The sequence below is a fragment of the Microbispora sp. CA-102843 genome (genome assembly GCF_050936215.1).
GTDB lineage: Bacteria > Actinomycetota > Actinomycetes > Streptosporangiales > Streptosporangiaceae > Microbispora.
Genome location: NZ_JBNJNF010000001.1, coordinates 3,289,380 through 3,304,879 on the forward strand (window position 1 = coordinate 3,289,380; position 15,500 = coordinate 3,304,879).

At 75.2% G+C, this 15,500-nt stretch carries 17 protein-coding genes; 12 read left to right on the forward strand and 5 right to left on the reverse strand.

From position 1 onward, the window contains the following. The first annotated feature begins 16 nt into the window (after positions 1 to 16). From ACQEVJ_RS15505 to ACQEVJ_RS15525, 5 genes are all read left to right on the forward strand, one after another. A complete protein-coding gene (locus ACQEVJ_RS15505) occupies positions 17 to 685 on the forward strand; it encodes a dienelactone hydrolase family protein (RefSeq protein ID WP_433101453.1) in 669 nt (222 codons plus the stop codon). A gap of 24 nt (positions 686 to 709) precedes the next feature. Beyond that, positions 710 to 1,687 (forward strand): aldo/keto reductase, encoded by a 978-nt coding sequence (locus tag ACQEVJ_RS15510; protein WP_433101455.1) that lies wholly within the window; start codon positions 710 to 712, stop codon positions 1,685 to 1,687. 114 nt (positions 1,688 to 1,801) lie between these two features. Then, on the forward strand, positions 1,802 to 2,740 hold the full coding sequence (locus ACQEVJ_RS15515; protein WP_433101457.1) for a carotenoid biosynthesis protein: 939 nt from the start codon (positions 1,802 to 1,804) through the stop codon (positions 2,738 to 2,740). After that, positions 2,728 to 4,260 (forward strand): phytoene desaturase family protein, encoded by a 1,533-nt coding sequence (locus ACQEVJ_RS15520; protein ID WP_433101459.1) that lies wholly within the window; start codon positions 2,728 to 2,730, stop codon positions 4,258 to 4,260. The genes ACQEVJ_RS15515 and ACQEVJ_RS15520 overlap by 13 nt, the downstream gene beginning before the upstream one ends. Then, complete coding sequence (locus ACQEVJ_RS15525; RefSeq protein ID WP_433101461.1) at positions 4,257 to 5,537, forward strand: glycosyltransferase; 1,281 nt, start codon at positions 4,257 to 4,259, stop codon at positions 5,535 to 5,537. Before ACQEVJ_RS15520 ends, ACQEVJ_RS15525 begins: the two co-directional genes overlap by 4 nt. Here the strand turns inward: ACQEVJ_RS15525 and ACQEVJ_RS15530 are convergent. Next, positions 5,488 to 6,102: a glycerol-3-phosphate acyltransferase gene (locus ACQEVJ_RS15530; protein WP_433101463.1), complete on the reverse strand. Its 615-nt coding sequence runs from the start codon at positions 6,100 to 6,102 to the stop codon at positions 5,488 to 5,490. The genes ACQEVJ_RS15525 and ACQEVJ_RS15530 overlap by 50 nt on opposite strands. On the opposite strand from ACQEVJ_RS15530, the gene ACQEVJ_RS15535 reads away from it, so the two are divergent. Beyond that, a complete protein-coding gene (locus ACQEVJ_RS15535) occupies positions 6,059 to 6,787 on the forward strand; it encodes a spheroidene monooxygenase (protein WP_433101465.1) in 729 nt (242 codons plus the stop codon). The two genes, ACQEVJ_RS15530 and ACQEVJ_RS15535, sit on opposite strands and share 44 nt — an antisense overlap. A gap of 35 nt (positions 6,788 to 6,822) precedes the next feature. On the opposite strand, the gene plsX is transcribed toward ACQEVJ_RS15535, so the two are convergent. Genes plsX through ACQEVJ_RS15550 form a run of 3 tightly spaced genes read right to left on the reverse strand, consistent with a single transcriptional unit; the run spans position 6,823 to position 10,302 of the window. Beyond that, complete coding sequence (gene plsX / locus ACQEVJ_RS15540; RefSeq protein WP_433101467.1) at positions 6,823 to 7,872, reverse strand: phosphate acyltransferase PlsX; 1,050 nt, start codon at positions 7,870 to 7,872, stop codon at positions 6,823 to 6,825. A 1-nt stretch (position 7,873) separates the two neighbouring features. Then, on the reverse strand, positions 7,874 to 8,794 hold the full coding sequence (locus ACQEVJ_RS15545; RefSeq protein WP_433101469.1) for a phytoene/squalene synthase family protein: 921 nt from the start codon (positions 8,792 to 8,794) through the stop codon (positions 7,874 to 7,876). After that, on the reverse strand, positions 8,791 to 10,302 hold the full coding sequence (locus ACQEVJ_RS15550; RefSeq protein WP_433101471.1) for a phytoene desaturase family protein: 1,512 nt from the start codon (positions 10,300 to 10,302) through the stop codon (positions 8,791 to 8,793). The genes ACQEVJ_RS15545 and ACQEVJ_RS15550 overlap by 4 nt, the downstream gene beginning before the upstream one ends. A gap of 354 nt (positions 10,303 to 10,656) precedes the next feature. Between ACQEVJ_RS15550 and ACQEVJ_RS15555 the strand changes: the two genes are divergently transcribed. From ACQEVJ_RS15555 to ACQEVJ_RS15565, 3 genes are all read left to right on the forward strand, one after another. Further along, the gene (locus ACQEVJ_RS15555; protein ID WP_433101473.1) at positions 10,657 to 11,694 is read left to right on the forward strand and encodes a MerR family transcriptional regulator; all 1,038 of its coding nucleotides are present in this window, start codon (positions 10,657 to 10,659) and stop codon (positions 11,692 to 11,694) included. A gap of 113 nt (positions 11,695 to 11,807) precedes the next feature. Beyond that, positions 11,808 to 12,329 (forward strand): RNA polymerase sigma factor, encoded by a 522-nt coding sequence (locus ACQEVJ_RS15560; RefSeq protein WP_433101475.1) that lies wholly within the window; start codon positions 11,808 to 11,810, stop codon positions 12,327 to 12,329. 76 nt (positions 12,330 to 12,405) lie between these two features. Next, complete coding sequence (locus tag ACQEVJ_RS15565; protein WP_433101477.1) at positions 12,406 to 12,939, forward strand: TspO/MBR family protein; 534 nt, start codon at positions 12,406 to 12,408, stop codon at positions 12,937 to 12,939. 3 nt (positions 12,940 to 12,942) lie between these two features. Here ACQEVJ_RS15565 and ACQEVJ_RS15570 read toward each other — a convergent pair whose 3' ends face one another. Then, positions 12,943 to 14,103, reverse strand: a complete 1,161-nt coding sequence (locus ACQEVJ_RS15570; protein ID WP_433101479.1) for a pyridoxal phosphate-dependent aminotransferase — start codon at positions 14,101 to 14,103, stop codon at positions 12,943 to 12,945. 56 nt (positions 14,104 to 14,159) lie between these two features. Between ACQEVJ_RS15570 and ACQEVJ_RS15575 the strand changes: the two genes are divergently transcribed. The 3 genes from ACQEVJ_RS15575 (at position 14,160) to ACQEVJ_RS15585 (ending at position 15,475) form a co-directional block, all read left to right on the forward strand. Further along, complete coding sequence (locus ACQEVJ_RS15575) at positions 14,160 to 14,708, forward strand: helix-turn-helix domain-containing protein (RefSeq protein WP_433112748.1); 549 nt, start codon at positions 14,160 to 14,162, stop codon at positions 14,706 to 14,708. 61 nt (positions 14,709 to 14,769) lie between these two features. Further along, positions 14,770 to 15,372 (forward strand): DUF6348 family protein, encoded by a 603-nt coding sequence (locus ACQEVJ_RS15580; protein WP_433101481.1) that lies wholly within the window; start codon positions 14,770 to 14,772, stop codon positions 15,370 to 15,372. Then, the gene (locus ACQEVJ_RS15585; protein ID WP_433101483.1) at positions 15,275 to 15,475 is read left to right on the forward strand and encodes a DUF6348 family protein; all 201 of its coding nucleotides are present in this window, start codon (positions 15,275 to 15,277) and stop codon (positions 15,473 to 15,475) included. The genes ACQEVJ_RS15580 and ACQEVJ_RS15585 overlap by 98 nt, the downstream gene beginning before the upstream one ends. Positions 15,476 to 15,500: the final 25 nt, after the last annotated feature.

The window sequence follows — 15,500 nt, forward strand, 5'->3', positions numbered from 1 at the left end:
GGGGAGGGCGGGCGTCATGAGCGAGGTCGAACTCAGCGTGCGGATCCCGATCGGCGAGGTCGTGCTCGACGCCGACGTCGCGGTCCCCCGGGAGGCCCGGGGAGCGGTGCTGTTCGCCCACGGCAGCGGCAGCGGCCGGCACAGCCCGCGCAACCGGTACGTCGCCAGGGAGCTGCAGCGGGCCGGGCTGGCCACCGTCCTGGCCGATCTGCTCACGGTGGAGGAGGAGCGCGTCGACGCGGTCACCGGCCACCTGCGCTTCGACATCGGCCTGCTCGCCGACCGGGTGGGCGCGCTGGCCGACCGGCTGCCCGAGGACGAGGTCGTCGGCGGCCTGCCCGTCGGCCTGTTCGGCGCGAGCACGGGCGCCGCCGCCGCGCTCGTCGCCGCGGCCACGCGGCCCGGCGGTGTCAGGACGGTGGTGTCCAGGGGCGGCAGACCCGACCTCGCCGCGGGCGCGCTCCGCTCGGTGCGCCAGCCGACGCTGCTGATCGTGGGGGAGCGCGACTCCGTCGTCCTCGACCTCAACAGGGAGGCGATGCGGGCGATCAGCGCGCCGGTCCGGCTGGAGATCGTCCCCCGCGCCACGCACCTGTTCGAGGAGCCGGGAGCGCTGGAGACGGTCGCGCGGCTCGCCCGCGACTGGTTCCTGCACCACCTGGCGGGTGGAGCGGCTCCCACCTGAGCTGCCCCGCTACGATCTGACCTCATGGAACAGCGCGCGTTGGGCAGGACGGGCAGGCAGGTCGGCGTCGTCGGGCTGGGAGCGTGGCAGCTCGGGGCCGACTGGGGCGAGGTGAGCGAGGCCGACGCGCTGGCCACGCTCAACGCCGCGGTCGACGCCGGGACCACCTTCATCGACACGGCCGACGTGTACGGCGACGGCCGCAGCGAGAAGATCATCGGGAAGCTGCTCAAGGAGCGGTCCGGCCTCACCGTGGCCACGAAGATGGGCCGCAGGGTGCAGCAGACGCCCGACGTCTACACGCTGGACAACTTCCGCGCCTGGACCGACCGCTCCCGCGCCAACCTGGGCGTCGACACGCTCGACCTGGTGCAGCTCCACTGCCCGCCGAGCGCCGTCTTCGAGACCGACGAGGTCTTCGACGCGCTCGACACGCTGGTCGCCGAGGGCCGCACCGCCGCGTACGGCGTGAGCGTGGAGACGGTGGCCGAGGCCCTGACCGCGATCGCGCGCCCCGGCGTGGCCACCGTGCAGATCATCCTCAACGCCTTCCGGCTGAAGCCGCTGGACGAGGTCCTGCCCGCCGCGGAGAAGGCCGGAGTCGGCATCATCGCCCGGGTCCCGCTGGCGAGCGGCCTGCTGTCGGGCAAGTACGGCCCGCAGACGGTCTTCGCCGAGGACGACCACCGCAACTTCAACCGCCAGGGTGAGGCGTTCGACGTCGGCGAGACCTTCTCCGGCGTCGAGTACGGCGTGGGCCTCCAGGCGGTCGAGCGGCTGCGCGCCCTCGTGCCGGAGGGCATGACGATGGCGCAGTTCGCGCTGCGCTGGATCGTCGACCAGCCCGGGGTCAGCGTCGTGATCCCCGGCGCCCGCAACCGCGGGCAGGCCGAGGCCAACGCGGCGGCGGCGCAGTTCCCGCCGCTGCCGGCCGAGACCAACGACGCGGTCCGCGAGGTCTACGACGACCTGATCCGCCCGCAGGTGCACCACCGCTGGTGACGGCCCGGCCGGTGCGGTGCCGGCGAGCCGCCCCCGGCCACCCGGCGCACCCTCAGCCGCGCCCGCCCGGGGTGGAGCGCATCCAATCAGGGGGATTCGGCCGAATCACCCTACGTGGAGACGTGGGAGACCACAGAGAAGAGGGCGGCGAAGAGGGCGGCGAAGAGGGCGGCCGAGGCTGACGGCCCGCTTCCCCGGCGGCGCGGCTCGCGCCCGGAGGGGCCGCGACCCGGCCGGTCGTGCCCGACCAGCGTCCACCTGCCCGGGGCGTGGCCGGCTGGGCCGCCGGGCGGCGCGTGGCCGAACGCGATCGGCGTGGTCGCGCTGGCCGCGATGGTGTCCGCCCAGATCGCGACGGGACTGCGGCCCCATGACCTGCGCCTCACCACCGCGGTCGTGGTCCTGCTCGCGGTGAGCGCACTCGCCTTCGCGGCGGCGGCGTACACCCCGCGCACGGCGGCGGGCGCGTTCGCTGCGGCGGTGGCGGTGGGTTACGCCGCAGAGTGGATCGGCACGAGGACGGGCCTGCCCTTCGGCGACTACCGCTACACCGACGCCCTGTGGCCGCGGCCCGGCGGCGTCCCGCTGATCGTCGCCCTCGCCTGGGGCGGCATGGGCTTGGCCGCCCACGCCGTCGCCCGCCGCGTGGCGCCGCGCGGCCGGTGGGCGCCGATCCTCGCCGGAGCCCTGGCGCTCACCGCGTGGGACCTGTTCCTCGACCCGCAGATGCTCAGGCTCGGACTGTGGGTCTGGGCGGAACCGGGGCCTTACCGCGGTGTGCCGCTCGCCAACTTCGCCGGCTGGCTGCTGGTCGCTCTCCTGGTCATGGTGCTTCTCGACCGCCTCACAGGTCGTGCCGCGGCGGGACACAGCCGGTCCGGAGGGGCGGCGGGGACGACCGGGCTCGTCGTCCTCTACACGGTCATGGCGGTGATGGAGACCGTCGGCTTCGCCGTGGTCTTCCGGCCGCCCGATCCGTTCGTGGCCGCCGCCGGAGGGCTCGCGATGGGCGCCTTCGCCCTGCTCGCCTGGAGGCGCGCATGGCGGAGGTGATCGTGGTCGGGGGCGGCGTCGGCGGCATGGTGGCCGCCCTGCTGCTCGCGCGGGACGGGCACGACGTGCGGATCTACGAGCGGCTGCCCCGGCTCGGCGGCAAGCTGGCCGAGCACAGGCGGGACGGCTTCACGTTCTCCATCGGCCCCTCGCTGCTCACCCTGCCCGCCCTCTTCCTGGACCTCGGCGTCCCGCTCGACCTGCTCGAACTCGACGAGCTGTGCCGGTATCGCTTCGCGGACGGCTCGACGCTGTCCACCTGCCGCGATCCGGAGCGTACGGCCGAGGCGGTGGACCGGCTCGCGCCGGGCGAGGGCCGCAACTGGCGGGCCTTCCATCGCTGGGCCGAGCGCTGCCTGGACGCCTCCGCGCGCACCTTCTTCGCGGGACCGATGTCCGGGCCCGTCGTCGAGCCGCCGTTCCGGCGGGCGGGCCGACGGCCCGGCGATCGGCCGGGCGCACCGGCGGGCGGCCCTCTCCCGCGCCCCCGGCTGGGCGGTCTGCTCGCGGTGGCGCCGGGACGCACCCTGGACGCGCTGGCGGGCCGGTTCTTCCGGGACGCCCGCCTGCGTCAGTACGTCGACCGCTACGCCACCTATGCCGGTTCGAACCCCTACCGGGCGCCCGCAGCCCTGGGCTGCGTCCCCGCTATCGAGCACGGTGACGGCGGGTGGTACGTGCGGGGCGGGCTGCCCCGCCTCGCCGACGCGCTGGCCGTGTCGCTCGGCAAGGCGGGCGTCGAGATCCATCTGGAGACCGAGATCACCGAGGTCATCGCCGACGCGGAGCGGGTCGGCGGCGTCCGCACGGCCCTCGGCGAGGCGGTCGGGGCCGACATCGTGATCGTCAACGCCGACGCGGCCTCCTTGTACGGGCGGCTCCTGCCCGACCGCGTCCGGCTGCGCCGGATCGCCCGGCTGGGCCTGTCGTCGTCCGCCTTCCTGATGCTCGCCGCCGTGGAGGGACGGACCGAGGGCCTGCCGCACCACACGGTCGTGTTCTCCGCCGACTACCGGCGCGAGTTCGGCGACATCTTCGACCGGCGGCGGCCGCCTGAGGACCCGACGGTCTACATCGGCTGCCCGGCGGTGGTCGACGCCACCCAGGCTCCCGCGGGCGCGGAGAGCTGGAGCATGCTGGTGAACGTCCCCGCCGGCGACCCCGCGCGCTGGCCGACGCCGCCCGAGGCGTACGCGGAGCTCGTCCTCGACCGGCTGGCGAGCCGGGGGCACGACCTGTCCGGACGGCTGCGCTTCCTCGACCTGCTGACCCCGGCCGACCTGCGCGACCGGTACGGCGCGTGGGGCGGGGCGATCTACGGCGGCGCGTACGGCGGCCCGTTCGCCCCCTTCCGCCGTCCCGGCAACCGGGGGCCGCGACGCGGCCTCTATCTCGTCGGCGGGTCCGCGCATCCGGGAGGCGGGCTGCCGCTGGTGGCGATGGGCGGGCGGATCGTGGCCGCGTTGGTGCGCCGGGACCTCCCCCGTTCCGCGCGGCGCCCGGGGGAGGCGAGACGGTGAGGGCCAGGACGACCAAGAACGGGAGGGCCGGGCGCCCGCGGGCCGGGACGGCCGCACGGGTGCTCGCGGCAGCCCAGGCCGTCGCGGCCGTCGTCGTGCTGGTGCGGCTCGCCCGCGGTCGCCGGCGCCTCCCTCCGCTCACCGCGCCCCTGCCCGGCGGCGGTGAAGGCGGCGGCCCGGCGGCGTGGATCGGCTGGGGCGGGAGCCCGGGAGGCGGAAGTCCGGATATCTCGGTGGTCATCCCGGCCAGGGACGAGGAGCGGCGACTCGGCCCCTGCCTGCGGGGGGTGCTGGCCGACCCCGCCGTCACCGAGGTGATCGTGGTGGACGACGAGTCCTCCGACGGCACCGCGCGGCTCGCCGCCGCGCACGGGACGACGGTGGTGCGCGGACGCCCGCTGCCGGACGGCTGGGTGGGCAAGCAGTGGGCGCTGCACCAGGGGCTGCGGGAGGCCCGCGGCGAGATCGTGGTCACCCTGGACGCCGACACCCGGCCACGGCCCGGCCTGTTCGGCGCGCTGGCCGGCGCCCTCGGGGACCACGACCTGGTCAGCGCGGGCCCGCGTTTCGTCTGCGGCGGCCTCGCCGAGCAGGCGCTGCACGCGTCGTTCCTCGCCACGCTGGTGTACCGCTTCGGCCCGATCGGGCTCCCGGCGCCGCCGCCGCCCCACCGGGTGGTGGCCAACGGCCAGTGCCTGGCCTTCCGGCGGGAGGCGATGCGGCGGGCCGACGGCTTCGCCCGGGTGCGCGGCCACATGACCGACGACGTCGCCCTCGCCAGGGCCCTGGCCGCCGACGGGTGGAGGGTCGGCTTCCTCGACGCGGGGGCCCTGCTGGAGGTCGACATGCACGAGTCGGCGGCCGAGGTGTGGCGGGAGTGGGGGCGTTCGCTGCCGCTGCGCGACGTCACCCGCCCCGCCTGGCAGGCGGCGGATCTCGCCGTCGTCTGGCTCGCCGCCGCGTTGCCGGCGCTCCGCCTGGCCGCCGGGCGGCCGACCCGGCTCGACCTGACGCTGCTCGCCGCACGGGTGCTGCTCACCACCGCGCTGCGGCGCAGCTACGCCCGGCCGGGCCTGGGCGTGGCGCTGTCGTTCCTGCTCGACCCCGCCACGGCCGTACGCCTGACGCAGGCGACGCTGCGGCCCGTCAGGACCTGGCGGAGCCGCACCTACCGCACCGACCCCGTAACCGACCCCGCAGCCGCCCCCGCGGCCTTCGCCGATGCCGTCACGTGCGGCGCGCGGCCAGCGCCGCCTGACCGAAACGCAGCCCGATGAGGCACATCAGCGCGCCGGTCGCGGCGACATGGCCGATCGGCGCGAACGGCAGTTGCAGCAGCGGGATCGCGAAGACCCCGGCCCTGGCCCCGATCGCGAACGACCGCGTGAGCAGGAACGTCACCGCCAGAAGGACGAGCGCGAACGCGAACGCGGGCGGGCAGATCACCGCGATGCCGCCGGCGAAGGTCAGCACCGACCGCCCGCCGCGGAACCCGGCGAAGATCGGCCAGGCATGCCCGATCATCGCGGCCCCCACCGCCAGGTACGCGGCCGGGGCGCTCGGGCCGGTGACCACGCCGAGCCCGGTCGTGTGCGCGCCGCCGGCCAGCAGCCCGAGCAGCCCGGCGAGCACGCCCTTCGCCATGTCCCCGGCGAAGACCGGCGCGGCCGCCCGGCGGCCGAGCCGTCCGCGCACGTTCCAGAAGCCGGGGTTGCGGTCGCCGACCTCCCGGGGATCGACGCCCCGCTGCCCCGCGACCAGCACCGCGACCGGGATCGAGCCGAGAAGGTAGCCGCCGATGAGCGCCACCGGCACGCAGACGAGCGGCGGGAGCGTCGTCACGTTCCACCTCCAGAGATACGCCGACCGGGGGGCGATGCGTCATATGGCCTTCGACCGCCCGGTGCTGCGCCGCACCGGGGGGCTGCTGTTCTGGCGGCTGCTCGGCACGGGCCGGGGGCCGTCGACGACCCTCGGCGCCGACCTGCGCCGCTGGGCGCTGCTCGCCGTCTGGCGGGACGAGCGGGCGCTGGAGGAGTTCCTGGCCCGCTCGCCGATCCCCGCCAGGTGGCGGCGCGAGGCGATCGAGACCTGGCACGTGCGGCTCGCGCCGATCGCCTCGCGCGGACGCTGGAACGGCGTCGAGCCGTTCACCCCCATCATCCGCGGCCTGCACAGCGGGCCGGTGGCGGTGCTGACCCGGGCGTCGATCCGGCCGTCGCGGCTCCCGGCGTTCTACCGGTCCGTGCCCGCCGTCGACCGGTCGCTGCGCGCCCAGGAGGGCTGCCTCGCCTCCGTCGGGCTGGGGGAGTGGCCGCTGGCCAGGCAGGCCACCTTCTCCCTGTGGCGCGACGCCGCCGCCGTACGCGCGTTCGCCTACGCCGGACTGGCACACCGCGAGGTCGTCGAGCGGGTCCGCGCCCACGACTGGTACTCCGAGGAGCTGTTCGCCCGGTTCATCCCCTATGCGAGCGCAGGCACCTGGGACGGCGCCGACCCCCTGACCCGTCCCCGAGCCGCCCCGTGAGCCACTCTGTGAGCCGGGCCCGGTCGTAGGGGAGATCACCGCCCGGGGTGGATGGCGAGTCGGTCGCCGAGGCGGGCCACGACCTCGCCCTCGGCCAGGTCGCGGGCCACCACGCAGGCCCTGGCGATGGTCCCGGCCCGGGAGGAGCCGTGCGCCACGACGACGGTGCGGGTGAGCCCGAGCAGGGCCGCGCCGCCGTGCGTCTCGGGGTCGTAGCGTCGCGCCACCCGGCCGAGGTCGATGGGCCCGGCCACCCCCTCCGCCGCCGCGAGGGCGAGCGTGGCGCGCACGGTCCCCTCCACGTTCTTCAGCACGACGTTGCCGGTGAAGCCGTCGGTGACGATCACGTCGACGGCCCCGGTGAGCACGTCGCAGCCCTCCACGTTGCCGTGGAAACGCAGCGGCATGCCGCGCAGCAGGGTCTCGGCCCGGCGGGTCAGCCGGTTCCCCTTGCCGGGCTCCGCGCCGATCGAGAGCAGCCCGACGCGGGGGTCGGCCACGCCCAGCACGAGCTGCGCGTACGACGCCCCGAGCAGCGCGAACTGGGCGATCATCTCGGGCGTCGGGTCCACGGTCGCGCCGGCGTCGATCAGCACGGTGGCCCCGCCCGCCGTCGTCGGCAGCGCCACGGCCAGCGCGGGGCGCAGCACGGCGGGCGCGGTGCCCAGCCGGTCGACCGCACAGGCGACCACGGCCCCGGTGGACCCCGCCGACACGAAGGCCGCACCCGCTCCCTCTCGCATGAGATCGAAGCCGACGGCCACGCTGGAGCAGACCATGCGGACCGCACCCGCGCCCCGCTCGGTCATCGGCACGACGTCGGCGGCGTGCGCGACGTCGATCTCGCCCGCCGCCCCGAGCCGTGCCAGTTCCCCGCGTACGACCCCGGCCTGGCCGACGAGGACGACCGGCACGCTGTGCTCCCGCCACGCCTCGACCGCGCCCCGCACGATCTCCGCGGGCCCGTGGTCCCCGCCCATGGCGTCCACCACGACCGGCAGGGACATCACGTCCCGCTCGCGGGCGGGAATCCTCGGCCCGGGAACCGGACCGGCGCCCGGCGCGGTGTCCTGTCCGGGATCCATGTCAGGCCACTTCCACGCGGCGCTCGGCCCGCGCGGCGGCACGCGCGGCGAGCAGGTGCCGGGCGAAGATCGCGACCCTGCGCCACCGGGAGACCCTGACCCGCCTGGCCAGCACGTCGTGCCCGGCCGCCTCGATCTCGTCCAGGATGCCGCCGTACAGCTCGTACGCCGCCCTGATGCACGGCCGGGACGACGGCGCGAGCAGCGCGATCCCGTCGCGGGCCCGCCGATAGTGATCGCGGGCGCGGTCGCACTCGTAGGCCACCAGCTCCCGCACGGCCGGCGTGGCGCACGGCGCGGCGAGGTCCTCCTCGGTCACGCCGAACTTGTCGAGGTCGGACAGCGGCAGGTAGACGCGGCCCCGCGTCAGGTCCTCGCGTACGTCGCGGATGAAGTTCGTGAGCTGGAAGGCCAACCCGAGCTGGCGGGCGGGCTCGCGGGCCCGTCCCTCCTCGCCCGGCAGGGCCTCCAGCACGGGCAGCATCATCGTCCCGATGGCCGCCGCCGAGCCCTCCATGTATCCCAGCAGGTCGTCGTAGGTCGCGTACCGGTCCACGGTGAGGTCGGTGCGCATGGACGCGAAGAACGCCCGCACGTCGGCCTGGTCGATCCCGAACGCCCGTACCGTGTGCGTGAACGCGGGGAGCACCGGATCGCTGACGCGGTCGCCGTCCAGCGCGGCGGCGAGCCGGGAGGACAGGCGCTCCAGCGCCGCGGCCCGGTCGCCGGTCGGCACGAGCGAGTCGACGATCTCGTCGGCGTAGCGGGCGAAACCGTACAACGCGTGGACGTGCGGCCGTTTCCAGGCGGGCAGCAGGCGGGTGGCCAGGTAGTACGAGCGGCCGTAGCTCGCGTGCAGCCTGCGGCACCGCTCGTAGCATGCCGTCAGCGTCGCGACCGGCGCCCGGGATGGCGTGCTCATGGGGTGCTCTCCAGGATGCGTTCGGCGGCCAGACGGCCGGAGATCAGTACGGGCGGCACCCCGACCCCGGGAGCCGTGTACATGCCGGCGAAGTGGAGGCCGGGGACCCGCCGGGCCGCGCCGGACGGGCGGAACCACGCGGTCTGGGTGAATCGGGCGTCGAGCGCGAAGGGCGTGCCGGCCGAGTGGCCGCGCCGCCGCCAGGCAGGAGGATCGAACACCAGCCGGGGCGTGCCGGACAGATCGCCGTACCCGAGGCCGGCGAGCCGCCCCACCATGCGGTCCACGAGACGGGGGGTGAGGGTGGCCCAGTCGGCGCCGCCCCGCATGTTCGCGGTGGGCTCCAGCACGCTGAGCACGGCGGGCCCGCCGTCCGCCGGCCCGTGGTTGTGTGGCCCGTGGTTGTGTGGCCCGTGGTTGTATGGACAGGTCACCAGCAGGCTCGGGTCCGGCTGCGGCCTGCCCGCCTCCAGTTCCGCGAACGTCGCCTCCCACTCCCGCCCGAAGTGCAGGGTGTGATGGGACTGCCCCTCCGGGCGCCGGTCGAGCGCGAAGTGCGCCACCAGGCAGGAGGGGGAGAAACGGGGGCGCCGCAGCCGCCAGTCGGCCGCCTCCTCCGGCAGCAGGCCGTCGCCGCCCCGCCTGCCGTGCGCCCGGACCAGGTCGCAGGCCACCACGGCGTGCCGCGCGGCGAGCCGTTCGCCGGTGTCGAGGCGGACGGCGACGACCCCCGCCCCGTCGGTCTCGATCCGTGTGGCCCGCACGCCGTATCGGAAGACCGCCCCGGCCTTCTCCGCGGCGGCCGCCATGGCCCGGGGGACGGCGTGCATGCCGCCCGCCCGCGGGAAGTAGACCCCGCCGACCGTGTCCATGTGGGCGATCACCGCGTACACGCCGAGGGCGCGGTGCGGCGACAGGCCGACGTACAGCGCCTGGAAGGTGTGCGCCCTGATCAGCCGCTCGTCGGTGAGGTGACGCCGCACGAGCCCGTCCAGCCGGCGGAAGCCGCCGAGCGCGGCCAGCCGCGCCAGCGCGTACGGCCGGGCCAGCGACCGCAGCCGGGTCATGTCCCTGTCGATGAACGTGCTCCACTCGGCCTCGAACATCTCTCCCAGCAACCGCCGGAACCGCCGGTAGCGCCCGGCCTCTGCGGGCCCGCACAGCGCCCGCACCTGCTCGGCCATCGCGTCGGCCCCCGCCACCACGTCGAGCCGTGATCCGTCGTGGAAGGTCAGCCGGTAGTACGGATCGAGCCGGCGCAGCGGCAGCCAGCGCTCCAGGTCCTGCCCGGCGGCGGCGAAGGTGTCGGCCAGCACCCCCGCCATGGTCAGCACCGAGGGCCCCGTGTCGAAGCGGTGGGAGCCCAGGGTCGCCGTGCCGCAGCAGCCGCCCGGCACGTCGGCGGCCTCGACGACCGTCACCTCACGGCCCGCCCCGGCCAGGCGCATCGCGGCGGACAGGCCGCCCAGCCCGGCGCCGATCACCACGACCGGCCCACCCGCGGTCATCGGCCGGCCCCGCCGGCGGACCCGTCCTCTGCGCCGCCGCTCGGCCGGCGACGCGGGAAGCCCGCCGCTTCAACGGTGAGTGGAGTCACGGGCACTGCTCCTTCGATCGTTACGGTGATCGGCGGCGCCGTCAGTAGAGTTTTCGCGCCCGCCCGCTCCGGCGGTTGCATCCGCGCCGGGTTCCCGGGCCGAAGCAAGGTCAGGGGCGGCCACGAGTGCCGTGCCCAGCGCTCGCCAGGTCCGCTGTGCGGCGCGCGGGCCGGCGGCTGGGAGGCTGGCCATATGGAGGCGTACGGGTTGCGGGAGGACGGCGAGCGGCCGCGATGACCGGCCGGACGGACACGGGGTGAGCAGGTGACGCGCGAGGGCGGATCGGCCGCCGAGGAGGAGCCGGGCTACGGCATCGGGGCCGTCTCCCGGCGGCTCGGCGTGCCCGCGTCCACGCTGCGCACGTGGAACCTCAGGTACGGGATCGGCCCGAGCAGGCGCAGCCCCGGCGGGCATCGCCGTTACGACGATGCGGACCTGCGCCGCCTCGAGGAGATGAACCGGCTGATCCGGGCCGGGATGCCGCCGGCCGACGCGGCCAGGCAGGCGCTGCGGCGCGGGCGCGCAGCTGGAGAGCGGGCGGCGTTCCCGGGCGGGGAGGGGGCCGCCGCGCCGCCGGAGCCGTCCGGGCGGCTGGAGTCCGCCGTGCCGTTCGAGTCTCCCCGGCCGTTCGAGTCCCCCAGGCTGTCGGAATCCGCGGTGCCGCCCACCGCCGCCGTACGGCCGGCCGCGGAACCCGGATCGCTGTCGGCGGTCATGCTGGCCCGCGCGGTGGCGGCGCTGGACGCCACGACCGTGAACGCGGGACTGGACGCGGCGCTGGCCGCGCACGGCGTGGTGTGGACGTGGGAGCGGCTCGTGCTGCCGGTGTTCGCGGCCGTCAGCCGCAGGCAGCAGGACACCGGTGCCGGGATCGACGTCGAGCACCTGTTCTCCGACCGGCTCCAGGCCGCACTGGCGCGGTTCTCCGCGCGTGCGCCCTCGCCCGTGCATCCCCGTCCGGTCCTGCTGGCCGGTGCGGAGGAGGAGCAGCACGCGCTGCCGATCCACGCGCTGGCCGCCGCGCTCGGCATGCTCGGGGTGGAGACCCGCGTGCTCGGGGCCCGCACGCCGTACCCCGCGCTGGCGGGCGCCATGCGCCGCCTCGGCCCCGCGGTGGTGTTCGTGTGGTCGCAGATCCGGGAGACGGGCGATCCGGCCCCGCTGGCCGGCCTGCCGAGGCTCCGCCCCGCCTGCCGCGTCGTGGTCGGCGGCCTCGGCTGGTGGGACGGCCTGCCCACGCATGTCGTCCGGGTGAACACGTTTCGTGACGCCATCTCGGCGGTAATGACAACTCTGCGGTGATTCGCGCTATTTGATGCTTTTCTGCCTCATTGGTTCGACTGGTTCGTTTGTCGTGTCCTCGCGCGGGGAGCTACGAAGAAGTTTTGAATAAGTTTCCTGTCCAAGGGGGGCCGATGGAGGAGACTCTGGAGTTCCGCCTGGCCACGGGGGACACGGGAGCGCTGGGGGAGTGCTACCGGGTGCATTCCCCGGCCGTGCGCTCCTACCTGCGCAGGCTCGTACCGCCCGAGGACGTGGAGGACGTCCTGCAGGTCGTCTTCACCGAGGTGTGGCGCTTCCGGCGCCGCTTCGACCCGGCCCGCAGCCTGTCGGCCTGGCTGTTCGGCATCGCCCGCAACCGCGCGGTGGACCACTTGCGGGCGCGTACACCGGCGACGGTGCCGCTGGAGGCGGTCCCCGACCCGGCTGGACACGACGGCCGGCTGGACGGCGACGAGTTCGCCGACCGCGACCGGATCCGCCGCGCGCTGGCCTCGCTGCCGCAGGTGCAGCGCCAGGCGATCGAGCTGGCCTACTACGGGGACCTGACCCAGCGGGAGATCGCCGAGCACCTGCGGGTCCCGCTCGGCACGGTCAAGGCGCGTACGGCGCGCGGCCTGCACCGCCTGTCCACCCTGCTGCGCCCGGCGGCCTGACCCCGTATCCCGGCGCGCTGCGCCTGCGCCATCACGTCCCCGCATGAGCGCGGACCATGGGGAAGAAAAAGGACGCATGAGGCGCACATCGAGGAAGACGCTGCTGCGCACGGCCCTCGCCGTGACCGCCACCGCCGCGGTCGGCGGCCTGTCCACCTACGCCCGCTCCGGCTGGTACGGCCGGCTGCGCAAGCCCTCCTGGCAGCCGCCGCCGCAGGCGTTCGGCCTGGTCTGGACGCCGTTGTACGCGACGATCGCCTACGCCTCCGCCCGGGCGCTGTCGCACGCGGACGACGGCTCACGGCCTGCCCTGCGGCGGGCGCTCGCGGCGAACCTGGCGCTCAACGCGGCCTGGCCACCGCTGTTCTTCAAAGCCCGCAACCCCCGCCTCGCGCTCGCGGAGATCCTCGCGCTCAACGTGTCGAACGCGCTGCTGACCCGCCGCCTCCTCCGCCAGGACCGTACGGCCGGGCTCCTGCTGCTGCCGTACGCCGGGTGGACGGTCTTCGCCACCGCCCTCAACGCCGCCATCGCCCGACACAACCCGAAAGCCCGACACAACCCGAAAGCCCGACACAACCCGGAAGCCCAGCGCAATCCGAAGGCCTGAGGGTCAGCCGACCGCGCGGCGGAAGCGCTCGCCGAGCCCGGCCAGCCGTTCGACCGGCTCGTTGGCGAACACGAGCCGCAGGTAGTGCGTCCCCGAAGGGCCCCACCCGTCCATGGGCGTGGCGGCGACCCTGCCGCGCTCGAACAGCAGCCGGGACAGCTCGGCGGGCGTCAGCCCGAGCGGGCGGGTGTCGACCAGGGCGGACCAGCCGCCGTGCGGCGGGACGACCGGATAGCCGGCCAGTTCGCGCAGGACGGTGTCCCGGCGGCGCCCCCACACCGCGGTGGCCGCCGCCACGTCCGCCTCGGCGTCCGGCGCGTCCAGGGCGGCCGCCACCGCCTCCTGGGCGATCCCCACCTGGCAGACGACGTTGGTGAGGCCGACCAGGCGGATGTCGGCGAGGACGGCGGCCGGGCCCACCACCCAGCCGACCCGCCAGCCGATGAGCCGCAGCTCCTTGGACGCCGAGCCGACCGTGATCGTGCGGCCGGCCAGGTCGTCGCGGGCGGCGGGATGGCTCGGGGGCCGGCCGTCGAAGCGGATGCGCTCCATCGCGGCGTCGTAGATCAGCCAGGCGTCGTGCCGCTCGCAGGCGGCGGCGAGCGCCGCCCAGTGCCGGTCGTCGAGCACAAGACCGGTCGGCATGAGCGGGCTCATCATCAGCACCGCGGCGGTCCGCCCGGTGACCGCCGCGGCCAGTTCCTCCGGGTCGAGCGTCCAGCCTTCGGCCGTGGCCCTGGCGGGCACGAAGCGGGGGACGCCGCCCGCCAGCCGCACCCGGTTGACCAGCCCCGCGTAGACGGGGTCGCACAGCACGACCTCCCGTCCCGGCTCGACCGTGGCGAGCAGCGTGTTCAGCACGCCGTTGAGCCCGCCCGCGACGCTGACGCACTCGGTGCCGGGGTCGTACGACCGCCCGGCCACGCGGCTCACATGCGCGGCGGCGGCCGCACGCAGGGAGCGGCGGCCCTGGAACGGCAGATAGCTGTTGGCCGCGTCGTCGTCGAGGGCGGCCCGGGTCGCCTCGATCGCGACGGCGGGCGGCCGGAGGTCGGTGTCCAGGTTCTCCAGCCGCAGCAGCTCCGGATCGTCCGCCGCGTCGGCGGCGTCGCCGACGACGTCGACCCCGATGCCGGGGATGTCGCGGAGCCGGGACACGGTCATGGGAACTCCGTTCGTTATGTTGATACCTTCATACCACTATGCTGATACGCGTGAACATGGCGCAAGTGGTCGGCGACAACGTCCACCGGCTGCGGAACGCGGCCGGCATCTCCCTGGCGGACCTGGCGGCGGCGGGCGGGATCAGCAAGACGACCCTGCACGGCATCGAGCAGGGCGCGGGCAACCCCACCCTCGGCACGCTGTGGGCCCTCGCGACCGCGCTCAAGGTCTCACTGGGCGAGCTGATAGAACCGCCGGCTCCCGTCGTGGAGGTCGTGCGTGCGGGCGACGAGCGGCCCGCGGTGACCGGCGACGCCGTGGGCGCCCGCCTGCTGCACCGCATCCGGCTGCGCGGCACCGTGGAGGTCTACGCGATCGAGGTGGCCGCGAACGGGCAGGAGTCGCGGGCTCACCTGCCCGGAGTCGAGGAGTGCCTGGTCCTCACGGGCGGCCGGATCACGGCGGGGCCCGCCGACGCGCCGGTGGACCTGTCGGAGGGCGACTCGCTGCGGTTCGAGGCCTCCCGGCCCCACGTCTACCGGGGCCACGACGAGCGCAACCACGCCGTGCTGCTCATGCTCCACCCCCACCCGCCCGGAACCTGACCTGTCCCCGCTCTCCCGTTCCACTACCGTCTGCTCCTGGAGGCGGCGAGAGGAGAACCAGGTGAACGGCGAGCACCTGCCGGAGGATGTCGTTCTGGAGATGGTGGCCAGGCACGTGTCCGGAGCGATGGGCAGGCCCTGGCAGGTCGAGGGCCGCCTGGCCAAGGGGCCCGGAACCGTGGCCGTCGCGCTCGGGAGGGACCACACGGGCCATCCCGGTCACCTCGACCTGGACTTCGTGCTCAACGTCGACCGGCGCGCCGACACCACGATCTCCGACTGCGTCGCGGGATACGGCGCAACGACGGAGGAGGCCGTGGACCGCGCGATCCAGATCTGGCTCGGCACGACGGGCAGCGCCGTGCTCGAACTGCTCACGCAGAGCGGCGGCTTCGCCGCTCACTTTCCCCCCAGCGACCCCGAGGGGTTCCCCGGCTGGCACGTCATCCACGGCGGCATCACCGGCTGGGGTACCGGGGCCGGTCACGAGGCCGTGCAAACCTGGGCCACGGGCAACGTGCTTCTGCCACACCTGGCGCCGGTGCTGGGTGGCGGGTTCGCACGCGATGAGCCTGATCGGCGTCAAGGCGTTCTTCGGCGGCGGCCACGGCTCGGACGGCCCGTCCGAGACCGCCGAGGTCCGCGTCGACGGCCTCCTCCATGAGGCGGCCTCACGGGTGCTGGCCGGTCTCGGCTGGCCCCGGCCTGCCGACGGGCTGTCCTACGCCCGGACGTTCATGCTGTTCGTGCATCGCGAGGACGCCTGACGTCGATCTCCGTCCGGCAGCGGTC